The sequence below is a fragment of the Pseudomonas meliae genome, assembly GCF_001400515.1.
Lineage (GTDB): Bacteria > Pseudomonadota > Gammaproteobacteria > Pseudomonadales > Pseudomonadaceae > Aquipseudomonas > Aquipseudomonas amygdali.
Genome location: NZ_LJQT01000229.1, coordinates 1,456 through 26,533, shown reverse-complemented (window position 1 = coordinate 26,533; position 25,078 = coordinate 1,456). Strand labels below are relative to the sequence as shown.

Below are 25,078 nucleotides of genomic sequence, written 5' to 3'. Positions count from 1 at the left end.
GGACAGTTGGCTATTTTTGCAGCGCCTCCTTAGCGGATCCAGCAACTGCAAGATGTCGAATGCGTCTGTAGCTCAACTCCTACGGGATTTTCAGAATTTTACGGTTGGTGGTTGTCAGTTCCATATGTCACAAACACACTGATAGTCTCAAGGCTCTACGTACCAGAATCACACCACGACTTGTCAGTTCTCGCCAATGCTGAGAGGCTGGTCCCTCTGCTTCTAAGGAGGCACAAATATTGATGGATCTCTCCCGCGGCGCATTTGCTGCAAAACAGCCGCTTTTTCAAGCTCAAGAACCTCGCCAACCCCGAGCAGGAATTGCTGCCGGAATCGTTCAGGAAACTCATACTGAAGCCCGAGCACCTTGCACATGACTTCACACGAGAATACTGCCCACCCGATTAAGAAGCTCAAATGAAAAAAGAACACGAAACCCTCATCATAAAACTCCTGACTGAAATCCAAAGCTCGCCCAAAGGTGAATTAGAACGTCCTCTACGAACGCGTCTATGGGCGATGATCACTGAAAACAAAAATACCAACGAACAAAAACAGATACTGACAAAGCTGAATATCGTCTGCGTGCAACACGGCATTGGATTCTGGACAAAGAAGTTTGGTAATGATCGACGCATTGAACCTGTTCTGACTGTTGCGCTTCAGGCTGCCAGTGGCGCTTTTAATGAGGCCGACGCGATGGCCGTACGAGATGGTTTTTATGTATCTTTGGTCGAGAATGAATGCTATGAACCCGATGAGTGGCCTGCGATGTTCGTCGCGCACGCGGCTGCAAATTCAATCGTAACGGCGGTTTCCGATGTTCAGTTTGGCGCCGACCAACGCGATCAAGACCTGGATCCTGAAGCATTTGAGCCTGATTATTTAGTCGCATCCGCGTTCGCAGGTGGGTTGTCAGATGATGGCAACCCGGAATTGCGGCGTGCTTTTTGGAGGTGATATCTGTCTGTTGCCGTGCCGCAGGTGATCTCTGACTTACCTTGAAAAACACGCATCAACCGAGCGGCAACACCCGGTTGTGCGGAGCACCTAACAACCCGATCAGTCGGCAGCCTCAACCCGCCCAATCACCACCTTCGCCTCCAGATACCCGCCAGGCTCCTTGCTGATCTGCACGGTTCCGGCACACGGCGCCAATATCGATGTTTCCATCTTCATCGCCTCCATGATCGCGATCACCTGTCCCTTCTCTACCGTCGCACCGTCTTCAACCGCCCAGGCATGCAGGTTGCCCGCGACCGGCGTCAGTACTGCGTGCGGGTCAGGGGCGTCGGCAGCTGGCTGGCTGGCGTCAGCCGGTGCGGCAGCGTTCAGGCTCATACCGGCCAGCAGCGCAGCAGGCAGGCCCAGTTCGTGGCGTTTGCCGTCGATTTCAACGAAGGTGCGCAGCACGCCCGGGTCGGCCGGTTCTGCGTTGCGCGGGGCGATGGTGACGTGCTCGGCGAAGTCGGTTTCGATCCAGCGGGTGTGGACGGCAAAGGTATTGGACGCCGTGAAGTCATCATGGTCCATGACCGCCCGATGGAACGGCAGCACGGTGGCCACGCCTTCCACCTTGAACTCGGCCAACGCACGGCGGGCGCGGCTGATGGCCTGTTCGCGGGTTGCGCCGGTGACGATCAGTTTGGCGATCATCGAATCGAAGTTCGCTGACACTCGCGAGCCTTCTGTCACGCCGGTGTCCAGCCGCACGCCCGGTCCGGACGGTGGCTGAAACACGTCGATGGTGCCCGGGGTCGGCAGGAAGCCGTTGCCTGCATCTTCGGCGTTGATGCGGAATTCGAAGCTATGGCCGCGCGGTACCGGCGTACCGTCGAACGACAGCGGCAGGCCGTCGGCCACGCGCAGTTGTTCGATGACCAGATCCACACCGCTGGTTTCTTCAGTCACCGGGTGTTCCACCTGCAAGCGCGTATTGACCTCCAGGAATGACAGGGTGCCGTCGCCACTGAGCAGGAATTCCACCGTACCGGCACCGACATAGCCTGCCTCGGCACAAACCGCACGGGCCGACTCGTGAATGCGCTGGCGCAGCTCGTCGGTCAGGTAAGGGGCCGGGGCTTCCTCGATCAGCTTCTGGTTGCGACGCTGCAACGAGCAATCCCGGGTGCCGACCACAACCACCCGGCCATGCCGGTCGGCGATGATCTGCGCTTCAATGTGCCGTGGGCGATCCAGAAAGCGTTCGACGAAGCACTCGCCACGACCGAACGCGGTCACCGCTTCACGCACCGCAGACTCGTACAGTTCGCTGACTTCATCCAGCTTCCAGGCCACCTTCAAGCCTCGACCGCCGCCGCCAAATGCCGCCTTGATGGCAATCGGCAGACCGTACTGCTCGGCGAACGCAAGCACTTCAGAAGCATCTTTCACCGGGTTTTCAGTGCCAGCTACCAGCGGCGCACCGACTTTCAAAGCGATGCGCCGGGCCTGCACCTTGTCACCCAATGCGTCGATGGTTGCAGGGTCCGGGCCGATCCAGGTCAGGCCGGCGTCGATCACGGCGCGGGCAAAGTCGGCGCGTTCCGAGAGGAAGCCATACCCCGGGTGAACCGCGTCGGCACCGGCGCGAGCAGCCACTGCCAGCAGTTTTTCGATGTTCAGATAGGTGTCGGTCGGGCGCTCACCTTGCAGCCCGTAGGCTTCATCGGCCTGACACACATGCAGCGCGTCTATATCGGCATCGGCATACACGGCCACCGAGGCAACCCCATAGTCACGGCAGGCGCGGGCAATACGCACGGCAATTTCGCCACGGTTGGCAATCAGAACCTTTTTCATCTGTTATTGGTCTCGTCTGAAGTGGCGGAGCGCACTGGCTCGAAGGCGCTCAGCGGGTTGAAACGAATGCGGGCATTGACCGGAATCTGCCCGGCCTTGTCCAGGTGATAGGTAGCGACTGCGCCGATGACCGGGTAACCGCCCGTCAACGGGTGGTCCGCCAGAAACAGTACCGGCTGGCCACTGGGCGGCACCTGAATGGCACCGACCGTGGTGCCCTCGCTGGGCAGTTCGCCACTGACGGCGCGCGCAAGCGACTGCTCGCCCGCCAGGCGGATACCGATCCGGTTGGATTGCGGTGTGACCAGCCAGGTCTGCTGCGCAAGCAACGCCTGCGCCTCGGCGGTGAACCAGTCGCTGCGCGGCCCCATGACCACATCCAGCGTAATGACCTGATCATTACGCGGCATATCGAAGGCCGGTTGTTCGCCAGTCGACACCGCAGCACCACCGGTTCTGCGCCTGAAGCCCAGCCGGTCACCCGCCGCCAGCGCTGCGGGCCCCACCTGGGCCAGCGTGTCGGTGGACAGACTACCCAGCACCGGCTCGTGGACAAAACCGCCGCGCACGGCCAGATAACTGCGCAAGCCTGCGGTGGGCGAACCGATGCTCACCTGATCGCCGATCTGCAACGAAAACGGCGCGTAAAGCGGCGGCTGCATGCGTTGGCCATCAGCCATCAGCACCTCGACAGGCGCCTGAGCACCGGTAACCGCTACCACGGCCTGGCCCTGACAGGTAAACGTCAGGCCACCCATGAGAATTTCCAGACAAGCAGTGCCTGGCTCGTTGCCTACTGCGCGATTGACCGCACGTAATGCGCCGCGATCCAGCGCACCCGATGCGGAAACACCCTGCCCTGCCCGACCGGGACGCCCCAGGTCCTGAAACAGGGTCTGCAGACCCGGCGTAACGACTTGCAGATAGTCTTCGGTGATTGTCGACGCCTGCTGACGAACGGGTGCAGCAACCGAAACGCTGGTCACGGGCAGCGGACCGGCGTCTTGAAAGCGCACGCGATAGCCAGGCTGAAGCAAGGCTGGCTCGTCGCGGCCCAGGTCCCACATTTTTGAGTGAGTCACGCCGATGATCTGCCAGCCTCCGGGGCTGGCCTGTGGATAAACACCGCTGAAGCCACCAGCCAACGCCACTGCGCCAGCCGGAATGCGCGTGCGCGGCGTGCTGCGCCGCGGCACCACAAACCCGGCACCGCCGCTGAGGTAGGCAAAACCGGGGGCAAAGCCGCAGAAGGCAACGTTGTAGTCGCTGCCGGTGTGACGCTTGATCACTTCGTCAACGCTGATGTCCAGCTCGCGGGCCACATCAGCCAAGTCTTCACCGTTGTAATGCACGGGTATTTCAATCAGCTTGCCGGGCTCGCGAGCGCTGCCGCGAATGTCACGCGAGGCAATCTGCGCCGCCAGCGCCTCGAAACCGATGGCGGACGGGCGAAAATGCACCAGCAGCGTCCGGGCCGCCGGAACGATTTCCTCCACGCCGAAAATGGGCATCTGCTGTAGCGATTCGAACAGGGCCAGAGCCTCGTCCAGGTTCGACAGTTCAACCAGGAGCGCGTCCAGGTTGGCCGGGTAGAAACGCATGAGCCTCTCCTATACGTGGTAGTAGCTGTCCGGAATATCGGTAATGAACATGTGCCCCGGCGCATGGGAAATCGCGAACGGCACACGAGACGCCATCACAACCGCCTGCGGGGTCACGCCGCAGGCCCAGAACACAGGAATCTCGCCGGGCTTGATGCTCACCGCATCGCCGAAGTCCGGATGGGCCAAGTCCTTGATGCCAAGCAGCTCAGGTTCGCCGACATGCACCGGCGCGCCGTGCATGCCGGGGTAGCGCCCGGTGATCCGCGCTGCCTCGGCAACCCGGTCCGCAGCGATGGGCCGCATAGAAACCACCATGTTTCCCTGCAAGCGCCCGGCAGGTCGACAGACACGATTGCTGCGGTACATCGGTACGTTGCAGCCTTCGCTGATATGGCGCACGTCGATCCCGGCGTTCATCAGGTCGGTTTCGAAGGTGAAGCTGCAGCCGATCAGAAAACTGACCAGATCGCCGTGCTGCGCCCAGATTTCGCTGGCGTCGCTGACTTCTTCAGCCAGTTGCCCATCACGCCAGACCCGATACAACGGCAGGTCAGTGCGCAGGTCGGCCTGTTCGGCCAGCAACGTGGTGTAACTGCCAGGCTCGGTCACATCCAGCACTGGGCAGGCTTGCGGGTTGCGCTGGGCGAACAGCAGAAAGTCATAGGCCCAGTCGCGCGGCAGCGTGATCATGTTGCACTGGGTCAAACCGGGAGCCTGACCTGCGGTTGGCGAAACAAACCCTTGTCGATAGCGGGCACGTGCGTCGATAGCCGCCTGACGGGCGTGTTGCAAGGTGTTGTTCATGATCAGCCCCTATTGAATGCGCGGACGGTAACGCCTGCGTCGTGCAAACGGTCTTTCAGGATGCGGGCGATGTTCACCGCGCCCGGGCTGTCGCCGTGTACGCAGATAGAATCGGCTTGCAGACTGATTTCGCGGCCGTCTTCAGCCTCGATAACCCTGTCGCGCACCAGACGCAGCATGCGTTCGGCGATCAGCTCGGCGTCGTGCAGCACGGCACCGGGCCGCGAGCGCGAGACCAGCGTGCCTTCAGCGGTATAGGCGCGGTCGGCGAACGCTTCGGCGACGCACGCCAGTCCGGCTTCCCGCGCCCAGCCAAGCAGTGGCGAATTGGCCAGACACACCAGCTTCAGCGCAGGGTCGATGCGCAGCAGCGCCTGAATGACCGCCGCTGCCTGGCGCTGATCGCCAGCGATGGTGTTGTACAGCGCGCCGTGGGGTTTGACGTATGTCACGCTGGTACCAGCGCTGCGCGCCAGCCCCTGAAGCGCGCCGATCTGGTAAATGACGTCGGCGGTCAGTTGGTCGCTCGGGATATCCATATTGCGGCGGCCAAACCCGACGAGGTCCGGGTAAGCCACATGCGCACCAATGGCCACGCCCCGGGCCGCAGCGGCCTCAAGGGTGCGCAGGATGCCGGCTGGATCACCAGCATGAAAACCGCAGGCCACATTGGCGCTGCTGACCACATCGAGAATCGCCTCGTCGTCGCCCATGCTCCAGGCGCCGAAGCTTTCACCGAGATCACTGTTGAGGTCTATTGCAGGCATTTTTATTCTCCGAAATCAGGCTGCATTGATGAAGGCAAAGATGGCTCCCGCCGATTTGAACGCCATGTACCACGACAGCAGACAGGTCAGCACGCCCAGCACCAATAGCCAGCGCGGGTAGTGGTAGCCGTCCATCATGTCGGACCGACGCCAGCCGACGTACATGAAAATGCTCAGGCCCAGTGGCAGAATCAAGCCGTTGAAGCCACCGGCAAACACCAGCAGCGCAGCCGGTGGTTTGCCCCACATTACGTATACGACCACGGTGATCAGGATAAAGCCGACCGTGGCAAGGTTGCGCACGCGCTCGGTGATGCGTTTGGAAAATACCGTGATGAACGACATCGAAGTATAGGACGCGCCGATCACGCTGCTGATGCCGGCCGCCCAGAGCACCAGGCCGAACATGATAAGGCCGAAGTTGCCAGCGGCAGCGGTGAACGCCTGGGCCGCAGGGTTTGCGCCCTGGCCGGATACATCGATGACAACGCCGCTGGCGACCACGCCGAGGATTGCCAGAAACAGTATGTAACGGACAACCCCGGTGACCAGAATACCGGTCAGCGCCGCCTTGGACACTACATCGATGTTCTCGACCCCGACGGTGCCGCGATCCAGCAAGCGGTGAGCACCGGCGTAAGTGATATAGCCACCGACCGTGCCGCCGACGATAGTGGTGATGGCGGCGAAATCAACCATGTCCGGCAGGATGGTCTGGCGCAGAGCCTCGCCCAGCGGCGGGTGCGAGGCAAAGGCGGCGAAGAGAATCAGGCAGACCTTCAAGGTGCCCAGCACCATCATGATGCGATCCATCGCAATACCCGCACGGTGCGACGAGAAGATCGCAATGGCGATCAGCGCACTCAAGGCGCCCCCCCATTTGGGGTCAAGACCGGTCAACGCATTCAAGCCCAGGCCCGCACCGGCGATGTTGCCCAGACTGAACACCAGGCCGCCGAAGATGACCAGTACCGCGAGCAGATAACCACTGCCCGGGATCGCTGCGTTGGCCAGATCCGATGCGCGCATTCTGGTCAGCGTCACGATGCGCCAGACATTCAACTGCACCACGAAGTCGATCAGGATCGACGCCAGAATGCCGAAGGCAAACGCCGCCCCCAGAGTCGCGGTGAACGTGGCTGTCTGGGTCAGAAAGCCAGGACCGATGGCAGACGTCGCCATCATGAAGATCGCGGCGATCAAAGAGGCGCGGCGCGCCTTGGTGAACTCATTGGCAGTCTGTGTCACGGCGGCATTCCTGAGATGAGAGGTAACCTGCCAGAGCAATGAGCATGCCAAAGGGCATTAAACAGCGCCAAGTTGTAGACACATAAAGACAATATTGTTGAACAATCCATATGTTATGGATCAACAATGCGCACCACATTGTTACGCTTGAACTCAAGTGTGCTACCTGATGAAGCATCGGATGGCCTTCGTCCTTGCCAGCCAATGAACTGTCGTGGAATATCGACTCGGCTTTTCCTTATCCGGACCCTTTATGAACGACGCTGCTTCTCTCCTCCCTCGTACGCTTGGAGAATCAATCACCACAGAGCTTCGCAGAATGCTGGTCGAGGGTGAGCTGGTTCCCGGTCAACGCCTTTCGGAAGCGGCGCTGGCCGAAAGCCTGCAGATTTCCCGCAATACCTTGAGAGAAGCTTTCAGAATTCTGACCCGCGAGGGTTTGCTCACTCATGAACCCAACCGCGGCGTGACTGTGGCCAAGCCTGACATGGCCTCGATCATCGATATTTATCGCATCCGGCGCTTTATCGAATGCAGGGCGATTGCCCAGGCGTATCCGCAGCATCCTGGCGTGCAGCACATGCGCAATGCGGTCGAGGCCGGCGTGCAGGCGCGTGAGGCCAAGGACTGGATTGCCGTGGGCACCGCCAACATGATGTTTCACAAGGCCATCGTCGAGCTGTCCGACAGCCCGCGACTGGCGGCGTTTTATGCGCAGATATCAGCAGAGTTGCGCCTGGCCTTCGGGCTGCTCAACGACCCGGAGCTTCTGCATTCGCCCTATCTGGACATGAATGCAGCGGTACTCGGGCGCCTTGACGCGGGCAAGACCGATGAGGCGACGCGCATGCTCGAGGATTATCTGGTGCAATCGGAACGAACGATTCTGGCCGCCTTCGAGCGAAGCCGGAACCGATAGTCCGGGCGCAGCCCCGATCACCAGAACTACCACCCAGGGACCCGGTCTACGGGTTCTGACCGTTGCAACACGCCCGACGAGCCAGGCAGGCCGCCGCTTCGTTGAAAGCCTGAAATTCCCCTCTGGAGGCGATACGCTTTGAAAGCACTCGACGAACTCACTTTCGACAACCGCTTTGCCCGACTGGGCGATGCGTTCTCCACTTCCGTGCTGCCTGAGCCCATCGATGCGCCGCGGCTTGTGGTTGCCAGCGAATCCGCGCTGGCGCTGCTGGACCTGGCCCCTGAACAAGCCGATCTGCAGCTGTTCGCGGAAATCTTCAGCGGCCACAAGCTGTGGTCAGAGGCCGAGCCGCGAGCGATGGTTTATTCCGGCCATCAGTTTGGTTCCTACAACCCGCGCCTGGGCGACGGCCGCGGGCTGTTGCTGGGCGAGGTGTATAACGACGCAGGCGAACACTGGGACCTGCACCTCAAGGGCGCGGGCCGCACGCCGTACTCGCGGATGGGTGACGGGCGCGCCGTGCTGCGTTCGTCGATCCGCGAGTTTCTGGCTTCCGAAGCGTTGCACGCGCTGGGTATCCCCAGCAGCCGTGCAGGGTGCGTAGTCAGCTCCAGCACGCCGGTATGGCGCGAAACCCAGGAACACGCAGCGATGGTGCTGCGTCTGGCGCAGAGCCATGTGCGCTTCGGCAGTCTTGAATACTTCTTCTACACCAAACAGCCAGAGCAATTGAAGACACTGGCCGAACATGTACTGACGATGCATTACCCGCATTGTCAGGAGCAGCCAGAGCCGTATCTGGCGATGTTCCGCGAAATCGTCGAGCGTAACGCCGAGCTGATTGCCAAGTGGCAGGCCTACGGTTTCTGCCACGGCGTGATGAACACCGACAACATGTCGATTCTGGGCATTACCTTCGATTTCGGTCCGTTTGCGTTTCTGGATGATTTCGACGAGCACTTCATCTGCAATCACTCCGATCACGAGGGACGCTACTCCTTCAGCAATCAGGCGCCCATCGCGCAATGGAACCTGAGCGCACTGGCGCAGGCGCTGACGCCGTTCATCAGCGTGGAAGCGTTACGCGAGACTATCGGCTTGTTCCTGCCGTTTTATCAAGCGCACTACCTTGACCTGATGCGTCGTCGACTGGGCCTGACCATTGCCGAAGATCAGGACGAACAACTGGTCAGCCAATTGCTGAAGCTGATGCAGAACAGCGGCGTGGATTACACCCTGTTTTTCCGTCGTCTGGGCGATCAGCCCGCCGTAGAAGCGCTGCGCACATTGCGCGACGACTTTGTCGACATCAAGGGCTTCGATGGCTGGGCAGAAGCGTATCTGGCGCGTATTGCCGGCGAGGACAAAGGCACCGAGCAAGAGCGTCAAACCCGCATGCACGCGGTCAATCCGCTGTACATCCTGCGCAACTACCTGGCGCAGAACGCTATCGCCGCAGCGGAAAAAGGTGACTATGCAGAAGTCCGCCGCCTGCACCAAGTGCTCTGCACGCCCTTCACCGAACAACCCGGAATGGAAGGCTACGCCCAGCGACCACCGGACTGGGGCAAGCATCTGGAAATCAGCTGTTCGTCGTGAGGCTTTTGGTCCCCTATCGTGCCCATCCTCAGCGTGGGCGATAACCTCAACTATCGTGCTACGCGGCGCGGCGCAGATTTGTGACGCGGAGCGTCACGCACGGCATTCCCACGCTGGATAATCCTGTAACTATCGTGCGGCGCTCCGCGTCGCATGNNGACGCTCTGCGTCCTCTTTACCTATGACAGCCCTGCATCCACCAGCCACTGCTCCAGCCCTTCCAGGTCGGGGATGCGCGCGACGGTTTCGCCGATCTGTACGGCAGCCAGCTCCAGTTCGGCCAGTGGGACGTCGACGTAGCTCAACTGGCTGTCGACCTTGCACGAGCGCGGAATGCCTTGGGTGAGCAACGCGATGAACCTGACGTCGTTACGCCCGCCCAGTGCATTGAGCACTACAATCCGGGCCCGGCCACCCACGCGGGTGCGGCCTCCGCAGGCGGCTTCGAAACTGAGCAGCGGCAAGGTCAGCTCGCGCCAGCTGATAGGTCCCAGATACCACTCGGGAGCGTCCGGCTCCGCGCTGCAGTCCTGGTAGTCGATCAACTCGGCGACCGCGACGTTGGGCAACAGCAAATGCCGGTCACTCAACGGCAGCAGCAGGCCGGTCAGGCTGGTCAGGCGACTGGTCTGGAACGTACCTTCAGACATGGATCTGGCTCCAGTAAGCAATAACACGGTTTCCTGATAAGGCTTGCTCAGGTACTCGTTGACGCCCACCGCCATGGCCCGATCCCGGTGCTTCTGGCCCGAGCGGGAAGTGATCATGATGATCGGCAGTTCCTTGAGCTGTTCGTCCTGGCGGATCTGGCTGGCCACTTCAAAGCCGTCCATGCGCGGCATTTCGATATCCAGCAGCATGATGTCAGGCGTGTGCTCCTGCAACAGGGTCATGGCGTCAATCCCGTCCTTGGCGGTCAGCACATGCATGCCGTGGCGCTCAAGCAACCGGCTGGTGACTTTGCGTACCGTCACCGAATCGTCCACCACCATCACCAACAACGGCCTGGCGTGCTCGGCTTCGTGGTAGACAGGCGCCAACCCTCTGAAAGGCAAGCCCTGCAAGGTACGAATCTGCGCCATCAAGTCGAGAATCAGGACCACACGCCCATCACCCAGAATGGTCGCACCGGAAATGCCCTGCACCCTTGAGAACTGCGTACCAAGGCTCTTGACCACAATTTCGCGTGAACCTGCCAGCGCATCGACCTGCACCGCCACCCACTGATCCTGCAAATGCACCAGCAATACAGGCAGCGGCTGCAATTGCCCGGCAAGCCTGGGTGGACTGCTGCCCAGCAACTCGCCCAGATAACGCAGCTCGTAGCTGCGTCCGCCGTATTGATAACGCGGCGGGCTGGTCTGGTAATAGCCATCCAGCTCGTTGGCCATGACGCGCACGATGCCATCGACGGTATTGAGCGGCACGGCATATTGCTCTTCGCCGCAGGTCACCATCAGCGCACGGTTGACCGACACCGAAATAGGCAGGCGAATACGGAAGCGCGTGCCCTTGCCAGGCACCGAGTCGATGACCATCGAGCCGCCCAGTTGTTTGACCTCGGCATGCACCACATCCATGCCGACGCCACGTCCGGAAATCTGGGTGATGATCTCGCTGGTGGAAAACCCCGCCTGCAGAATGAACGGCAAAACCTCATGGTCGGACAGATCGGCATCCGGATGGATCATGCCGCGTTTGATGGCCTTGCGGCGCACGGCCGCCAGGTCGACACCCGAGCCGTCATCGCTCAACTCGATCACCATATCGCCGCCTTCATACATCAGCTCAAGGCTGATATGGCCCTGCTCCGGCTTACCGGCAGCGATGCGTTTTTCGGTGCTTTCCAGGCCATGATCAACAGCGTTGCGCAGCATGTGCTCCAGCGGCGCGACCATCCTTTCCAACACATTTCGGTCCATTTCACCGTCGGCATTGCCGACCTCGAAATGGACCTTCTTGTGCAGTTCCGAGGCAACCTGGCGCACCACGCGACGCAAACGCGGCACCAGGCGCTCGAACGGCACCATGCGCGTACGCATCAGGCCTTCCTGCAACTGGGTGTTGACCCTGGCCTGTTGCGACAGCAGCGTTTCAGCGTCGCGGGCCCGCGCACCGAGGGTTTCCTTGAGGTCCATCAGGTCGGAGGCAGACTCGAAAAGCGCACGCGACAACTGTTGCAACTGCGAATGACGGTCCATTTCCAGCGGGTCGAATTCCTCATAACCCAGCCGCTCGGCCTGAACCTGCTCGCGACTGAGAATACGGCCTTGGGTTTCCATATCCAGGCGACGCAATTGATCGCGCATCCGCTCGATAGTGGTTTCAACTTCCAGCAGCGCGACCTGCGAATCCAGAATCTGCTGTTCGATCCGCCCACGGAAAATAGACGTTTCACCGGCCAGGTTGACCAGGTCTTCCAGTTGCTCGGCGGGCACCTTGACCATTTCCGGCCCACTGCGCTCGACCTCGCCGTCAGCAGCAGGCGCGACGGCCACCACCGATTCAGGACCGGTTTCAAAGGCTTGCGCAACCACCGGCTCGCCCACCGGTTCATCGCTGGCCAGTCTGCGGATGCTTTCAATCAGCAGCGAGGCATCAGGCAGCGGCTTTTCGTTACGCACTGCGTCGAGCATATCGGCCAGCACATCGTGACCGCTCTGCAACAGGCTGATCGTCAATGGCGCAGGCTGCAGGTTGCCGGCAGAAAGCCCTTCGTAAAGCGTTTCCAGCTCGTGGGCGAGGTCGCCTATCGGGGCGATTTCGACCATCCGCGCACCGCCCTTGAGGGTGTGCAGGTCGCGCAACAGGTTTTCGACTTCCAGCAGGTTGTGCGGATCGGCCTGCCAGCGGGCCAGCGCAGCGCCCGAGCTTTCGATGATATCGAAACCCTCCTCAAGGAAGACTTCACGCAGCTCGGTGTCATGTTCGGGAAGATCTTCGCTGGCCGCTGGCGGTGCCTGCACATCAGACCCTGAGCTCTCGAGCGTACGACAGCGGCCCAGCGCTTCGATCAAGGCCGAGGAATCACTGAGCGCTTCCTGCCGATACAACTGCTCCAGCAGAATCGCCAGATGGTCGTGACTCTCGTGCAGCAGTTCGGCCAGCGCTGGCGAATGGTTGAAGCGCCGGTCGATCAAGCCTTCGTAGAGGTTTTCCAGTTCGTGGGCAAGGTCGCCCACCTCGGCCACCTCGGCCATCCGCGCGCCGCCCTTGAGGGTGTGCAGGTCGCGCTGCAGTGAGGCCAGCGGCGCAGAGTTTTCCGGATCAGCCAGCCAGCGCTGTAAGCGCCTGACCGGCGCTGTCGAGGATATCGACGGCCTCTTCCAGAAATATCTCGACGATCTCGTCGTCCGGGCCGGCAGTTTCAGTGTGCTCGGCCTCACTGGCCAATTGCTCGGTGGCCGCGTTGAGCTCGGTAACGCTCAGGGTCCGGTGGCCATCGCTCTTGACCAGACCGGTCGCCGAAGGGTCCAGCGCCTGATCCAGCAACTGGTTCAAGGCTCGCACGCACTCGGGACGTGGTTCGACGTCCTGACCGGCAGCCACCTGATCAAGCATATTGATCAACGCTTCGTGGGCGCTCTCTGCTGCATCGAAAAAGCGTTCGCTGACCGCCAGGCTGCTTTCCTCGACCGCCCCGTATAGGTCGAGCAAGGCTTCGCAAAGCTCATCGACCTGCGGCAGATCGGCCAGATGCGCGCCATGCCCCAGCGTGGTCAGTTCATCGAGCAACGCGCTCAGCTCCTGACGTTCGCCCGGGTGCTGACGCCAGCGCCGCAACAGGTTTTCCGCGTCCAGGACGATGTCCATGCCTTCGGCCAGAAAGCCGGCAAGCAGCGTGGGATTACGCTTGATCCGCAGGCCACTGTCCGACTCGCGCAGCACCACAGTGAGCCGCTCGTTGAGTAGCGCCAGGGCCGCTTCGATCAGCTGCGCAGCACCCGCAATGGCTGCCAGCGGGGTTGTGTCGAGTTGCTTGAGCCCATCGTGCAACAACGGTTCTGCGCGGCGCAGCAGGGCGAGTTCGGGCGCGCCGATGTCGATAAGGTTGGCTTTGTATTCACGCACCAACTGGTCGAGCGGGCTGGCCAGCTCGGCAATCGGCAACACGCCGGCCATGTGTGCGCTGCCTTTGAGGGTGTGCAGCGCACGCAGCACAGCGTCGCTGATCGAAGGCGATGCCGATTGTTCCGCGTTGTCGAGGAAGCGACCCAGGGTATTCAGATGCCCGAGCGCTTCCTGACGGAAAATTTCCAGCAATTGTGGATCAAGCGCTTCGCCTGGTACTGGGTCAGGGGCTGCAGGCAGTACCGGCAGCTCAAGCCCATTGGCCAGCGCATGGGCACGGGCCGCCAGCAGGTCGACATCGTTACGCTGGCGCTGCGCATCCTCGGCGAAATCGCGAATCACCGACGGCAGCAGCGTCAGCACTTCGCTCATCAATTGCTGAACTTCAAGGCCCGGCAGCACATCGCCTTCCAGCACCCGGTTGAGCAGGTTCTCCACCGACCAGGCCAGTTCGCTGAGAATCAGCGCACGCACCATCCGGCCGCTGCCCTTGAGGGTATGAAACGCCCGGCGCACTTCGGTCAGTGCGGTGCTGTCCCAATGGCCGCCGCTGCCCAGTGAGGCAAACCAGCGCGGCAGATACTCGCGCAATGCGTCGAGCACCTCGTCTGCCTCTTCCAGAAAGACTTCGCGCAACTCGTCGTCCACCGCCTCTTCGTCTGCCGAGGGCGGCAACAGGCTGGTGGGTACGTTGCGGGCAGGCGGATTGACTGCCGACACCGGGCTGGCGAGGACCTGGGCAATGGTTTGCGCAGGGCTGACCAGCGCCTTGCGATCATCCAGTTCCAGCAACTCATCCTGGGTGATGATTTCTTCCAGCAGCGGCACTTCAAGGGTGTCGGCAGCGGGCGTATAGCCCAGCCGCGCCAGGCTTTGCTGGGCCATGTCGAGGACCTGATCACCCGGCGCTTCATGGTCTTCGAGCATGCGCTCCAGGTAATACTCGATGCCAGTAATTGTATCGGCCAGGCAATCGAGCTGAACCCAGCTGGGACGGGTTTCGTCCACCAGCAGGTGTTCCTGAATGTATTCGTTGCAGGCGGCCAGCAGGCTGGCAGCACGGGCCAGCGGGATCATCGCCAGCGCACCGCGAACCTGCATGATCAGCGCGCAAAGCGGGTCGAGCCGCTGGCGGTCCCACTCGCCGTCGATGTAATCGAGGATCACGTCCTTGGCCTGCTGCAACACCGTGCGGGCCTCGCGAATCACCAGTTGATGAATTTGCGTCAGGTCAGTGGTCGGCAGGCGGCTTTCTTCGCGGCTGGTCTGTTCGTTGCTCCCGGCCATGCCAGCCAGGGTCGATTCGACGTAGAGCAAGGCGCCTGCAACATCCATCAGCGCGCCATCGCTGGGCTCGCGCTGCCCCTGCGCCAGCCCCAGAACGACAGAAAGCTGATCGATGATCACCTTGCGCGGCTGGCCGAAGCCAAGCACCGCCAGGGTATCGGCGATCTGCCGCAATGGCGGCAGCAGCGCGTTGAGCTCACTGAAATGCTGGCGGTCACCGCGCACGAACACATCGAGCCGTTCCTTGACCCGGACCAGCCCTTCGCACAAGGCTACGATTACCGAGCGCATGGCGTCGCGGTCCGGCCCGGCCATGCGTGCGCGTTCTTCGTTGACCACATCGTTACCGGGCAAGGCATCGGCCAGCGCGTACTGGTCTTTGAGGTCGAGCATCTTCGGTGCCAGGCTGTCGGACTTGGCGATGTAGAACAGCAGGCTTTTCAGCAGCTCTTCGGGGGCCGGCTGATTGATGCCGGTCACGCCCTGCTCGGCCAGCCGCTTGAGCTCCTTGTCGGCATCCTTCAGCAGGCTGCGCAGGGCCGGGCTGTTGGTGAAGTTGCCGTTGAGCATGGTTTCGACCAGCGCCGAGGCGATTCGCCAGAGCGGACCGAGCGGCGCGTCCTCGCATAACTGCTCCAGCCGGGCAAACACCTTGGCCATGTAACCGAGCTGGGTCTGAACGCCCTGCTCGCGCATCAGGCCCGCCAGCGCCGCCTGCAAGGTCTGACGCAGCTTGCGCAGCAGGTTGGGCAATTCAGGGGTATTGCGCCGCGCCAGTTCCTGGTCATCGAGCGCAGGAACGACGACCAGTTGCGGGGCGAACAGGCTGGTTTCCGAGAGCAGACTTTCGCCCCGCGCACTGCGCAGGTCATTGAGCAACGGCAACACCACCAACGGCAGGTCGCGGCGCGCGGAGTGGATACGCTCCAGATAAACCGGCAACTGACTCATGGCCTGAATCAGCAGTTGCTCGGACTCCGCCGGATGGCTGACACGGTTCTGCTGGACTGCCAGCGCCAGTTGCTCGATTTCCTCGGCCAGCAACGCCGCGCCGTAAAACTCGATCATCTGCAGGCTGCCGTGAACCTGATGCACCAGGTTCAGACATTCGGCCATCGCCGCGCTGTTGGCCGGGTCTTCAATGAAGGCATCCAGCTCGTTGCGGGCCTGGCGCAGCGTTTCGGCGATTTCGCCCTTAAGCCATTCAAGGGCCACGTAATCGTGACGATCAGCCATGACGAGTACCGCCTGTTACCCAATCAAGGTTGTTCATTGGTTGTACATCATCCGGCTTTCTTCGATGACGGCAGGGCAAAACCCGATACCGAACGACGCATTTCGCTGGCCATTTTTGCCAGATTGCCGATGCTTTCGGCCGTGGCCGAGGTGCCCGAGGTGGTCTGCGAGGTGGTCTGCTGAATGACAGTCATGATCTGTGAAATCTGACCGGCCGACTCGGCCTGCTGGTGAGCGGCATCGGTGATACTTTCGATCAGTTCGGCCAGCACTCGGGAAACCCCTTCGATTTCCCCCAACGCCACCCCGGCGTCCTGCGCCAGTCGTGCGCCGCGTACCACCTCGCTGGTGGTCTGCTCCATGGAGATGACCGCCTCGTTGGTGTCGTTCTGAATGGCCCGCACCAGCGTTTCGATCTGCTTGGTGGCAGACGACGAGCGCTCGGCCAGCCGCTGTACTTCGTCAGCCACCACGGCAAAGCCACGTCCGGCATCACCGGCCATCGAAGCCTGAATGGCCGCGTTGAGGGCCAGAATATTAGTCTGATCGGCAATATCGTCGATCAGACTGACAATATCGCCGATTTCCTGAGAAGACTCACCCAGGCGCTTAATACGCTTGGACGTGTCCTGAATCTGTTCGCGAATGTTGTCCATGCCGTGGATGGTGTTGTGTACGACCTCGTTGCCCTTGTTGGCAATCGCTACGGAGCGCTCTGCCACCGCCGAGGATTCCGATGCATTGGTCGACACCTGATCGATGGACGCTGCCATGTCGTTGATTGCCGTCGAAGCCGCGCTGATCTGCAGCGCCTGATGCTCGGAGGCGGCAGACAACTGCATGGCCGTGGCCTGAGTTTCGGTAACGGCAGCAGCAACCTGTTCGGCCGTCAGGTTGATGGTCACCACCAGCTCGCGCAACTGGTCGATGGAATAATTGATGGAATCGGCAATCGCGCCGGTGAAATCTTCGGTCACCGAGGCCGTCACCGTCAGATCACCGTCAGCGAGGTTTTCGATCTCGTCCAGCAAACGCATGATCGCGGTCTGGTTACGCTCGCTCTTCTGCGCGGTTTCGCGTAACTGGCGGTTGGTCTCGCGGACCATGACCAGACCGATAAGGATGATCGACATCAGCGCCAGCAAGCCCAGTACATAGCCACCGATGGTATTCACAGTACGACGCTTGGCCATGTTTTCCAGGCTGTTGGTGAGTACCGAGGTTTCATCCAGCAGGGTCTGTGAGGTGTTGAAAATGTTTCCGGACGCCTCACGCACCTGATACAGCTCGGGCGAGGTTTCAAGAATCTCGTCCACCGAGCCGGACACAAACTCGAACAGCTCGGCAATTTCCGCCAGCCGTGCACGGGCATCGCGGTCTTCGACCTGGGAGATTCGCAGCGTGGCGTTGCCCTCCAGCATGCCGTTGAGCACACGACCAAACTGGCTGGCGTCGCGGCCAAACGCATCGGCTGCCTGCACCGCTGTTTCGTCACCGGCCAGCACGGTATTGACCGAGCCGAGGATTCGTTCTGCGAGCAGCGCCTGACGTTGCGCAACCACCACCTGCGCAGCCGGCGCACGGCTTTGCAGAAGGCTTTCCACGACTTTTTCGTATTCGGCCTGCAATTGCGGGATGGTTTCGGCCAGTGTCGCAGCCACCTGATGCAGCGACAAAACCGTCTGTTCGCTGGCCAGAATCACATCGGTACTTTTGCGCAGCCCTTCCCAGTCGCGCTGAACGGTGCGCAATTCGTCGCGTATCAGATCAGGAGCCGCAGGCAGCCCGGTGGCCGGATCGCCTTTTCTCAGGTAGCCCCAGCGCACGTCGAAATCGTTGCGCGCATCGGCCAGCAGCTTGAACGCCTGGGTTTTACCGGCGACCGCTTCGGTGGCGTTTTTCGCGATGCGCTGGGATAACACGCGTAGCTCACCAGCATGCCCGATGTACTGTTTGTCGTAGTTCGATTGAGTGTTGAGATAGGCGAAGTTGGCGAACAGCAACATGATGAAAACGATAAGCGCGACAAACAGCAGAATAATCTGCGTCCGGCTGCGCGCGCCTTCCCTTGATCTGCCTGTATTACTCATTAATCAGGCCCCCGCCTGGATCAATTGTGAAACAAAACAAACCAGAGCCTAAGATGCCAGGTCCATGAAGTCTGCAGACTGCACCAGCGCCCACGGACTGAATATCTGCCACGCCTGCTCGCGAATGAACTGCCCGCGCAAGAACGGCGCGATACCTTGATCGATGTCTTGTGATGTCTGGGGTATGAGGCTCAACTGACTGAAACGTTGCATGCCGAACACCTCATCGACCAGCAGACCGGCGAACACATCGTTGTGCTCGACAACCAGCACCCGGCGCTGTTTGCGCGCGGGGGTCAGTTCATGGCCGAAAAACCCGCATAAATCCATGAGTGGCAACAGTCGGCCGCGCAGATTGGCGATACCCGCCACCCAGAACTTCACGCCCGGCATCACTGCATGATGAGGCTCGTGAAGGATTTCGGCGATTTCGCCGATAGGTGCCACGAAGCGCTGCTCACCCATCCGGAAACCGATGCCGACCCAATCCTGCTGATGAGCTTCCTGCAGCGGCAGGCCCGCCGCCAGCGAACGACAGCGTCGATCCATATCAAGAAGCAGTTCAAAGGCAGTACGTGGCTCGGCCATGGCGATTCCGGCAATCAGCCGGCCAGCACCGCATTCAGGGTTTTCATCAGGGTTTCTTCATCCACCGGTTTGGTCAGGTAATCCCGCGCGCCCTGGCGTTTGCCCCAGACCTTGTCGGTCTCCTGATCCTTGGTGGTGATCATGATCACCGGGATCATGTTGGTGTCGGCATCCTTGGTCAGCTGACGCGTGGCCTGAAAGCCGTTGAGCCCGGGCATGACGATGTCCATCAGCACTGCATCGGGTTTTTCCTGACGGGCCAGAGCCACGCCATCAGCGCCATTTTCGGCCTTGAGCACTTCATGACCGTGCTTTTCCAGCATGCCGGTGAGTTTGTACATTTCAGTCGGCGAGTCATCGACGATCAATATTCGAGCCATGGGTGTTCCCCGTCAGGTTACGAGCGTGCCACATCGGGCGCGGGCGTCATGATATGTGTTGTTCTGCTGCAACGAAGCCCGGCACATGAGCCTTGATCGCGCTGAGCAGTTCTTCCTTGCTGAAAGGCTTTGTCAAAAACTGATCGGAACCGACAATCCGCCCCTTGGCCTTGTCGAACAGACCGTCCTTGGAGGACAGCATGATGACCGGCGTGGACTTGAATGCGCGGTTGTTCTTGATCAGCGCACACGTCTGATAACCGTCCAGACGCGGCATCATGATATCTACGAATATGATTCGTGGGTGGTTATCGGCAATCTTGGCCAGCGCGTCGAAACCGTCTATCGCAGTGATGACTTCACAACCTGCGTTCTTAAGCAGTGTTTCGGCGGTGCGGCGAATGGTCTTCGAGTCATCGATGACCATGACTTTCAAGGCGGAGGCGTGTTGTTCCATAGCTGCTCTTCCATCGCCGCAGCGAATTTTTGCGCATTCTGCGAGGCACTGCACTGGGAGCCTGACGGTATCGCTTCATTGATCCCCAAGGATCGAAAACCGGATGCCGAGCCTTTTTAGCATACTCTCCAGACTCAATCCATAAAGCGCACCGTGGCGGGCCTGCCCCTTGACCCGGAGCAAACGGAACGTCACCCTGATGCCAATTTTACGGTCGTTGCGGCCCTTACCGATCAGAGGATATTGCCCATGAGCGTTCGCCTAGGGATTGTCATGGACCCCATTGAGCGCATTTCCTATAAAAAGGACAGCTCGCTGGCCATGCTCCTTGCCGCACAGGAACGCGGCTGGTCGCTGTTCTATATGGAACAGAAAGACCTGTATCAGGACGCTGGCCAGGCCCGCGCGCGCATGAAGCCGCTCAAGGTGTTTGCCGATCCGGCCAAATGGTTCGAGTTCGAAGCCGAAGTCGACGCAGGTCTCGACAACCTGGACGTGATCCTGATGCGCAAGGACCCGCCGTTCGACATGGAATTCGTCTACGCCACCTATTTGCTGGAACAGGCCGAGCGTGCAGGCGTGCTGGTCGTCAACAAGCCGCAGAGCCTGCGTGACTGCAACGAGAAGCTGTTCGCCACGCTGTTCCCCCAATACACCCCGCCGACCCTGGTCAGTCGCCGCGCAGATATCATTCGCGAATTCGCCGAAAAGCACGGCGACGTCATCCTCAAGCCGTTGGACGGCATGGGCGGCGCGTCGATCTTCCGCCATCGGGCGGGCGATCCGAACCTGTCGGTGATCCTTGAAACCCTGACCGCCCACGGCACACAGCAAATCATGGCGCAGGGCTACCTGCCCGCCATCAAGGACGGCGACAAGCGCATCCTGATGGTCGATGGCGAACCAGTCCCGTATTGCCTGGCGCGCATCCCTGCCGCAGGTGAAACACGTGGCAACCTGGCCGCAGGCGGGCGTGGCGAAGCCCGTCCGCTGAGCGACAAGGACCGCTGGATCGCCGAGCAGATCGGCCCCACCCTGCGCGAAAAAGGCCTGTTGTTCGTCGGCCTCGACGTGATCGGTGAGCACCTGACCGAAATCAACGTCACCAGCCCGACCTGCATCCGCGAAATCGACAATGCTTTCGGCACCAATATTGGTGGCCTTTTAATGGATGCGATCGATAAGAAGCTGCAGGCGCGCAAGGACTGATCAACGACTGACGCCGCTGGCCAAGGTTCAAACGCGTCCCTTCGTCTGATCCGCAACAGAGCTTCGCCGTACATTGCGTTATCATGCGCCACCTGTAACACGACACGGATTTTGACATGCAGGCTGACGAGATGCTGAACCGCCAATGACATCCATGGCCAGAAACGACCTTCCCCTCGAACTCGCCAATATGGGTGTGCGTCCTACCGATCGCCTGGGCTTCACCATGATGATCGCGGCGCTGATCCACCTCGCGGTGATCCTTGGCGTGGGTTTCACCTATGTAAAGCCGGAGCAGATCTCGCAGACCCTGGAAATCACCCTCGCTACGTTCAAAAGTGAAGAAAAGCCTAAACAGGCGGATTTCCTGGCACAGGACGATCAGCAGGGCAGTGGCACGCTGGACAAGGCCGAAACGCTCAAGACCACCGAGCTGGCGCCGTATCAGGACACCAAGGTCAACAAGGTCACCCCGCCTCCGGCCAGCAAGCCGGTGGTCAAGCAGGAAGCGCCAAAGACTGCCGTCGCGACCACTGCGCCCAGCCAGCAGAAAACCGTCGCCAAGCGCGATGAAGTCAAGCCCGAGCCAACCACCAAGGCCGCACCGACCTTTGACAGCTCGGAGCTGAGCAATGAAATTGCCAGCCTGGAAGCCGAACTGTCGACCGAGCAGCAGCTTTACGCCAAGCGCCCGAAGATCCACCGCCTCAATGCGGCCTCGACCATGCGCGACAAAGGTGCCTGGTACAAGGACGACTGGCGCAAGAAGGTCGAGCGGGTCGGAAACCTGAACTATCCTGAAGAAGCACGACGCAAGCAGATCTACGGCAATTTGCGACTTCTTGTGTCAATCAATCGCGACGGCTCGTTGTATGAAGTGCTGGTGCTTGAATCATCAGGGCAACCTTTGCTGGATCAGGCAGCACAACGAATCGTGCGTCTGGCGGCACCTTTTGCGCCGTTCACCGGCGATCTGGCCGACATCGACAGGCTGGAGATCATCCGCACCTGGAAATTTGCACGCGGCGACAAGCTGTCGAGTAATTGAATTTTTTGCAAACTGACACTCGACACGTACAAGTGTCAGTTGTCAGGCGCGCAAGGCAACGCCAAACTAGGACTCATGAAAAAAGTCTCCCCGAGTTATCTAAAGCACCAGTTCCTGATCGCCATGCCGCACATGCACGACGAGAACTTTGCTCAGACCTTGACCTACGTTGTCGAGCACAACGCCAATGGCGCAATGGGGCTGGTGATCAACCGCCCGCAAAGCCTGACCTTGGCGGATGTACTCGAACAACTGCGACCGGAGCTTCCTGCGCCCAAACGCTGCCAGGAAATCGCCATACATTCGGGTGGCCCGGTGCAGACCGATCGCGGCTTTGTCCTGCATCCCAGCGGCCAGACGTTTCAGGCCACAGTCAATCTTCCCGGCGGGATTTCGCTGTCGACCTCCCAGGACGTGCTGTTTTCCATCGCTGATGGATACGGGCCTGATCAAAATGTGATCACCCTCGGCTATGCAGGGTGGGACGCAGGCCAACTGGATGCGGAAATGGCCGATAATGCCTGGCTGACCTGCTCGTTTGACCCGGCCATCCTGTTCGATGTCGACAGCAAGCAACGCCTGGATGCGGCAGCCAGACGCCTGGGCATCAATCTCAACCTCATATCGACCCAGGCAGGACACGCTTGATGGCCGCTTTACGGCTGCTGCTGGGCATTGATTACGGCACCAAACAGATCGGCGTTGCAGTCGGTCAGGCCATTACCGGTCAGGCACGTGAACTCTGTACGCTCAAGGCGCAGAATGGCGTGCCGGACTGGGACAAGGTTCAGGCACTGATCAATGAATGGAAACCTGACGCCATCGTGGTGGGTCTGCCGTTGAACATGGACGGCACGCCCAGCGACATGAGCGCGCGCGCGGAAAAGTTTTCGCGCAAGCTCAACGGCCGCTTTGGTGTAACCGTCTACACCCATGATGAACGCCTGACCACCTTCGAAGCCAAGGGCGAGCGCATGGCTCGCGGCGGCCAGAAAGGCAGCTACCGCGATAATCCGGTGGATGCCATTGCTGCTGCGCTTCTTCTGCAAGGCTGGCTGGACGAGCACCCCGAGCTGTTGAATGTGTGACTTTTTCTGCCTTTATCGCTTCGAGATACCCGGATTCCACGTTATCGCTTGAGCATTGCGCCACGGACCGACGCTGCCCGAGCCTCTGAAGGAGCAACCATGAGCCTGCCCGATCCCGCCGAATTGATTCGTCAGATGGCCACTGACCTGAACGCTCACCTGAGCAAGCGCGGCATCAGCGACCCTCGTTTCATTGGTATCCGCACGGGCGGTGTATGGGTTGCCCAGGAGCTGCTCAAGGCACTGAACAACCCCGCTCCGCTCGGCACCCTGGACGTTTCGTTCTATCGCGATGACTTCAGCCAGAACGGCCTGCACCCTCAAGTGCGACCTTCGGACCTGCCGTTCGAAATAGAAGGGCAGCATCTGGTGCTGATCGACGACGTGCTGATGAGTGGTCGTACCGTCCGCGCCGCCCTCAATGAACTGTTCGACTACGGCCGCCCGGCCAGCGTTACGCTGGTCTGCCTGCTGGACCTGGACGCCGGTGAACTGCCGATCCGCCCGAATGTGGTTGGCGCGACTCTCTCGCTGGCACCCGATGAACGCATCAAGCTGTCCGGCCCAGAGCCGCTGGCGCTCGAACTTCAAGACCTCTCCACCGCCCTTTAAGAGTCCATTGCGATGACGCCTCTCGACGCCAAGCGCCCGCTGCAGCTCAACCACCAGGGCCAGCTGCGCCATTTTCTGTCTCTGGACGGCTTGCCCCGCGAGCTGCTTACCGAAATTCTCGACACCGCTGACTCGTTCCTTGAAGTCGGCGCGCGGGCGGTGAAAAAAGTCCCGCTGTTGCGCGGCAAGACGGTGTGCAACGTGTTCTTCGAGAACTCCACCCGTACCCGCACCACCTTTGAACTGGCTGCGCAGCGGCTGTCGGCCGACGTGATCACGCTGAACGTCTCGACCTCGTCCACCAGCAAGGGCGAAACGCTGTTCGATACCTTGCGCAACCTTGAGGCGATGGCCGCCGACATGTTCGTTGTGCGTCACGCAGATTCGGGCGCTGCGCACTTCATCGCCGAACACGTATGCCCGGATGTCGCGATCATCAACGGTGGCGATGGCCGCCACGCACACCCGACCCAGGGCATGCTCGACATGCTGACGATTCGTCGGCACAAGGGCGGCTTTGAAAACCTGTCGGTGGCCATCGTCGGCGACATCCTGCATTCACGGGTAGCACGCTCCAACATGCTCGCACTCCAGGCGCTCGGCTGCCCGGACATCCGCGTGATAGGGCCGAAAACCCTGCTGCCGGTCGGCGTCGAACAATACGGGGTGAAGGTCTACACCGACCTCAACGAAGGTTTGAAGGACGTGGACGTGGTCATCATGCTGCGCCTGCAACGCGAACGCATGACCGGTGGACTGCTGCCCAGCGAAGGCGAGTTCTACCGTCTGTTCGGCCTGACCACCGCGCGCCTTGCGGCCGCGAAGCCGGATGCGATTGTCATGCACCCCGGCCCGATCAACCGCGGCGTGGAGATCGAATCGGCAGTGGCCGACGGCGCGCATTCGGTGATTCTCAATCAAGTGACCTACGGCATCGCAATCCGCATGGCAGTGCTGTCCATGGCCATGAGCGGGCAAAACGCACAACGTCAATTCGAACAGGAGAACGCCCAGTGAAGCTCAGCATCCTCGGCGCTCGCGTCATCGACCCGGTCAGCGGGATGGATCAGGTTACCGACCTGCATGTTGAAGCAGGCAAGCTCACCGCTATCGGTGCCGCCCCGGAGGGTTTCGAGCCCACCCAGATCATCGATGCTGCCGGACTGGTCGCAGCACCCGGTCTGGTCGACCTCAACGTGTCCCTGCGCGAGCCGGGCTACAGCCGCAAAGGCAGCATCGCCAGCGAAACCCGCGCGGCGGTGGCAG

18 protein-coding genes and 3 pseudogenes are annotated in these 25,078 nt (G+C 60.6%); 10 read left to right on the top strand and 11 right to left on the bottom strand.

All coding sequences use genetic code 11. The features are described 5' to 3' along the window. Positions 1 to 417: 417 nt before the first annotated feature. On the top strand, positions 418 to 960 hold the full coding sequence (locus ALO64_RS10340; protein ID WP_044344673.1) for an Imm5 family immunity protein: 543 nt from the start codon (positions 418 to 420) through the stop codon (positions 958 to 960). 102 nt (positions 961 to 1,062) lie between these two features. Here ALO64_RS10340 and ALO64_RS10335 read toward each other — a convergent pair whose 3' ends face one another. Genes ALO64_RS10335 through ALO64_RS10315 form a run of 5 tightly spaced genes read right to left on the bottom strand, consistent with a single transcriptional unit; the run spans position 1,063 to position 7,225 of the window. Beyond that, positions 1,063 to 2,802 (bottom strand): acetyl/propionyl/methylcrotonyl-CoA carboxylase subunit alpha, encoded by a 1,740-nt coding sequence (locus tag ALO64_RS10335; protein WP_044344672.1) that lies wholly within the window; start codon positions 2,800 to 2,802, stop codon positions 1,063 to 1,065. Beyond that, positions 2,799 to 4,403: a 5-oxoprolinase subunit B/C family protein gene (locus tag ALO64_RS10330; RefSeq protein ID WP_044344671.1), complete on the bottom strand. Its 1,605-nt coding sequence runs from the start codon at positions 4,401 to 4,403 to the stop codon at positions 2,799 to 2,801. The genes ALO64_RS10335 and ALO64_RS10330 overlap by 4 nt, the downstream gene beginning before the upstream one ends. A gap of 9 nt (positions 4,404 to 4,412) precedes the next feature. Further along, positions 4,413 to 5,210, bottom strand: a complete 798-nt coding sequence (locus tag ALO64_RS10325; protein WP_044344670.1) for a putative hydro-lyase — start codon at positions 5,208 to 5,210, stop codon at positions 4,413 to 4,415. Between the two features lie 2 nt (positions 5,211 to 5,212). Beyond that, positions 5,213 to 5,977 carry a LamB/YcsF family protein gene (locus ALO64_RS10320; protein ID WP_044320381.1) on the bottom strand — a complete coding sequence of 255 codons (765 nt, stop codon included), beginning with the start codon at positions 5,975 to 5,977 and terminating at the stop codon, positions 5,213 to 5,215. A 15-nt stretch (positions 5,978 to 5,992) separates the two neighbouring features. Next, positions 5,993 to 7,225, bottom strand: a complete 1,233-nt coding sequence (locus ALO64_RS10315; RefSeq protein ID WP_044344669.1) for an NRAMP family divalent metal transporter — start codon at positions 7,223 to 7,225, stop codon at positions 5,993 to 5,995. Between the two features lie 253 nt (positions 7,226 to 7,478). On the opposite strand from ALO64_RS10315, the gene ALO64_RS10310 reads away from it, so the two are divergent. Next, on the top strand, positions 7,479 to 8,144 hold the full coding sequence (locus ALO64_RS10310; protein WP_081026812.1) for a GntR family transcriptional regulator: 666 nt from the start codon (positions 7,479 to 7,481) through the stop codon (positions 8,142 to 8,144). A 138-nt stretch (positions 8,145 to 8,282) separates the two neighbouring features. Beyond that, a complete protein-coding gene (selO, locus tag ALO64_RS10305) occupies positions 8,283 to 9,746 on the top strand; it encodes a protein adenylyltransferase SelO (protein WP_044344667.1) in 1,464 nt (487 codons plus the stop codon). Between the two features lie 179 nt (positions 9,747 to 9,925). Here selO and ALO64_RS10300 read toward each other — a convergent pair. The 6 genes and pseudogenes from ALO64_RS10300 to pilG form a co-directional block, all read right to left on the bottom strand. Beyond that, positions 9,926 to 10,339 (bottom strand): annotated as a pseudogene (locus tag ALO64_RS10300) (chemotaxis protein CheW); the annotation flags it as partial. Between the two features lie 49 nt (positions 10,340 to 10,388). After that, positions 10,389 to 16,340, bottom strand: a pseudogene (locus ALO64_RS10295) (Hpt domain-containing protein). A gap of 47 nt (positions 16,341 to 16,387) precedes the next feature. Beyond that, on the bottom strand, positions 16,388 to 18,430 hold the full coding sequence (locus tag ALO64_RS10290) for a methyl-accepting chemotaxis protein (RefSeq protein WP_044344665.1): 2,043 nt from the start codon (positions 18,428 to 18,430) through the stop codon (positions 16,388 to 16,390). Between the two features lie 48 nt (positions 18,431 to 18,478). Continuing rightward, positions 18,479 to 19,018, bottom strand: coding sequence for a chemotaxis protein CheW (locus ALO64_RS10285; protein ID WP_002551740.1), 540 nt, complete (start codon positions 19,016 to 19,018; stop codon positions 18,479 to 18,481). A 14-nt stretch (positions 19,019 to 19,032) separates the two neighbouring features. Continuing rightward, positions 19,033 to 19,398, bottom strand: a complete 366-nt coding sequence (gene pilH / locus ALO64_RS10280; RefSeq protein WP_002551739.1) for a twitching motility response regulator PilH — start codon at positions 19,396 to 19,398, stop codon at positions 19,033 to 19,035. 46 nt (positions 19,399 to 19,444) lie between these two features. Beyond that, on the bottom strand, positions 19,445 to 19,855 hold the full coding sequence (pilG, locus tag ALO64_RS10275; RefSeq protein ID WP_002551738.1) for a twitching motility response regulator PilG: 411 nt from the start codon (positions 19,853 to 19,855) through the stop codon (positions 19,445 to 19,447). A gap of 249 nt (positions 19,856 to 20,104) precedes the next feature. On the opposite strand from pilG, the gene gshB reads away from it, so the two are divergent. From gshB to ALO64_RS26300, 7 genes and pseudogenes are all read left to right on the top strand, one after another. Then, a complete protein-coding gene (gshB, locus tag ALO64_RS10270) occupies positions 20,105 to 21,064 on the top strand; it encodes a glutathione synthase (protein ID WP_044344664.1) in 960 nt (319 codons plus the stop codon). Between the two features lie 145 nt (positions 21,065 to 21,209). Further along, the gene (locus tag ALO64_RS10265; RefSeq protein WP_044344663.1) at positions 21,210 to 22,112 is read left to right on the top strand and encodes an energy transducer TonB; all 903 of its coding nucleotides are present in this window, start codon (positions 21,210 to 21,212) and stop codon (positions 22,110 to 22,112) included. A gap of 75 nt (positions 22,113 to 22,187) precedes the next feature. After that, a complete protein-coding gene (locus ALO64_RS10260; RefSeq protein WP_044344662.1) occupies positions 22,188 to 22,760 on the top strand; it encodes a YqgE/AlgH family protein in 573 nt (190 codons plus the stop codon). Beyond that, positions 22,760 to 23,200: a Holliday junction resolvase RuvX gene (gene ruvX / locus ALO64_RS10255; protein ID WP_002551734.1), complete on the top strand. Its 441-nt coding sequence runs from the start codon at positions 22,760 to 22,762 to the stop codon at positions 23,198 to 23,200. The genes ALO64_RS10260 and ruvX overlap by 1 nt, the downstream gene beginning before the upstream one ends. 99 nt (positions 23,201 to 23,299) lie before the next feature. After that, the gene (gene pyrR / locus ALO64_RS10250; RefSeq protein ID WP_044344661.1) at positions 23,300 to 23,812 is read left to right on the top strand and encodes a bifunctional pyr operon transcriptional regulator/uracil phosphoribosyltransferase PyrR; all 513 of its coding nucleotides are present in this window, start codon (positions 23,300 to 23,302) and stop codon (positions 23,810 to 23,812) included. Positions 23,813 to 23,824: 12 nt separating this feature from the next. After that, positions 23,825 to 24,829, top strand: coding sequence for an aspartate carbamoyltransferase catalytic subunit (locus ALO64_RS10245; protein WP_004666454.1), 1,005 nt, complete (start codon positions 23,825 to 23,827; stop codon positions 24,827 to 24,829). Beyond that, a pseudogene (locus ALO64_RS26300) lies at positions 24,826 to 25,078 on the top strand (dihydroorotase); the annotation flags it as partial. The gene ALO64_RS10245 and the pseudogene ALO64_RS26300, both read left to right, overlap by 4 nt.